We start from the raw sequence: 2,468 nt of genomic DNA on the forward strand, positions 1-2,468 counted from the left end.
GCGGTGTAGGGGACGGCGGGGGCGGCGGGGCGCGGGACGATCTCCTGCCCGTCGGCCCGCCGCTCCGGGACGGCGTCGGCCTCACGGCCCGGCGGCAGGTCGTACGGGGCGTGCCCGTCGTCCTCCCGGCGCGGCGCGTACCCCTGCGGCAGCGGCGGAACGGGCAGCTCCCGGTCGCCGTGGACCTCCCGGCCGCCGTCACCCTCGCGGCTGCTGTATTCGGCGTACTCCGGGACGTCCGCGTACTCCTGGACATCCGCGTACTCCTGGGCGCTCGCGTCGCTCCTGGCCGCCGGGAGCGCATAGGCGCCGCCGAGCTCCCTCGGCGGGGCGGGATCAGGGGCCGGGATGCCGTACGTCGTCGGACCGGGCGGCGTCGGGCCGGCCACCGGATCGGCGTCGGGCCGCGGTTCGGGGGCGTATCCGCAGAGGGCCTCCTCGGCGGCGCCCGCCGCGAGGCCGGTGAGCATGACGCGGCCGTCGTCGCAGACCAGGACCGTGCGCACGGTGATGTTGCGATGGGTCCAGCCGTGGGCGTGCAGCACCCGCAGGGCGGTGAGCACGTCGGAGCCGATCTCGGCGGCCCGGTAGGGGCTGAGGGGGCGCTCGGCGAGGAGCGCGGCGAGCGGCCGGGCCGCGACGAGCTCGCTGACTATCCAGAGCGAATCCGCCTCGGCGAACACGTCGAAGACCTGGTCGAGACGGGGGTGGTCGGGCACCTGGGCAGCGGCCTGCGCGGCCTCGATCGCCCGCCGGACCGCGGGGTCCGTGCTGCGGCGGACCGCCCGCCCGCCGGCCCGCCCCGACATCGGAGCCCGCCCGTCGGCGTCGAGCACCTCGGCTTCCACGATCTCCGGCAACGGCACCTGGCGGACCAGGACTTCCTGGCCGCTGTAGGTGTCGAACGCCCGGGTCTCGGCCAGTTCGTACCCGTCGGACGGGGGCAGCGGAAGGCGGTAGCGGTCGGCAAGCACCCGACCCGCGTAGTCGTCCACGACGCCTCCCCAGAGCGCGCTGTTCCCCCGGCCATCAGAGTTGCACGAATCCGTCGGTTACGGTCGCCCGGCGGGCAATTGGCCCGCCGTTCCGGCTGCGTACGGTCTCCGGCCTCTTACGATACGTGGCAACGCGGGCCGACGGGCCGGGTCGCGCCAACCCGGCCCGCACAAACGTTTCACACCGGCCCGGATCGGGCGCGCCCGGCGGTCAGTTCGTGGGCGTGAAGGTGGCGAACGCCGTTTCGCGCAGCGTCCGGCACTCGTCGCCGTTCCACTCGTCCACCTTGCAACTGATCATGATGGAGTAGCCGCGCTTGGCGTCCACCTTGAAGCCGCGGTTGAGCACCTTGACCCGGACGCCGTTGTGGCTGCGCTCGAACGTCCAGTCGGCGACGGTCGGATAGCCGTTGTACTCGACCTTCTTTATGCTGCCGTGCTTGTAGCCGTCGCTGAGGACCTTGGCACTGGCGACGGCCCCGCGCCAGGCGGCCGCGGCGTCGTCCTTGGGCGAGCTGTTGAAGTCGACCTGGACCCGGGGGAAGCTGCCCTGCCCGGCGTTGTAGATGCCTCCGGAGTTGGTGCCCGCGATGGCGGTGCGCCGGAAGTCCTCGGGCATCCCCATGGTGAAGTGGAACCGGGCGTCGGTGACCTTCTTGTACCCGGCGGGCAGGGAGTCGCCCGCGGGCTTGTCGCCCCCGTCGCCCTGGTCGCCCTTCGGGTCGTCGGACTTCGGGTCGTCGGAGCCCTCGCCGGACGGGTCCTCGGAGGCCCGGCCGTCCTCCTTGCCCTGGCCCTCCTTCTGGCCGTCGCCCTTCCCGCCGGACGAACCGCCGCCCGTGTCATCGCCCTTGTCGTCGGCGCCGCCGGTCGAGGCTCCGGCCGACGCGGCGGTGTCGTCCTTGCCGCTCTTGTCCGCGTCGTCGCCGCCGAGGGCGAGCGCGAGGACCGTGCCGAGGATGGCCAGCGCGACGACGGCCGCGATGATCGCGAGGGTGCGGCGGGGCACCACGTCGGTGATCGAGGCACGCGTGGAGGCGGCCGAGGACGGCGGACGCTGTCCGGGCACGGAGGCGTTCGCCGTCACCGCCGGCTTCGGGGCGGCGGGGGCCGCGACGGCTCCCTGCGCGCCCGCCGACGAGGATCCGGCCGCCGCCTCGGACTTCACGGCCGGGGCGGGAGTCCCGGGCGGGGACGGCGGCTTGGGCGGGGCGACGGGCGAGCCGGTGGCCGCGGCGGCGGGAGAGCCCGTCGACGCTGCCGCAGCGCCCGCGGCGGCACCGGCGGCCACCGCCGGGGTCTTCGCGTTGCGCACGGACCGCAGGGCTCCGCGCAGCCGGTCGCGGGCGCCTTCGCCGGACTCGCCCGTTCCGGTGGACTGCTTCGGCGGTTTCGGGGCCTTGGGCTGCTTCGGCGTCCGCTTGACGAGGGGGTCGGCGGCGGGGGCCGGGGGCAGCGCCATGACCTGGGTCG

Annotated in this window: 1 protein-coding gene and 1 pseudogene; both read right to left on the minus strand. The window is 75.0% G+C overall.

What is annotated here, in order from left to right; genetic code table 11:
- Nucleotides 1-995 (minus strand): protein kinase (locus D3105_RS33400; RefSeq protein ID WP_206273050.1); only part of this gene is annotated, 995 nt, incomplete at its 3' end.
- A 211-nt stretch (nucleotides 996-1,206) separates the two neighbouring features.
- Nucleotides 1,207-2,468: pseudogene (locus D3105_RS33405) on the minus strand (serine/threonine protein kinase); the annotation flags it as partial.

Origin of the sequence: Streptomyces globisporus, assembly GCF_003501885.1 — a bacterium.
GTDB classification, from domain to species: Bacteria; Actinomycetota; Actinomycetes; order Streptomycetales; family Streptomycetaceae; genus Streptomyces; species Streptomyces globisporus_D.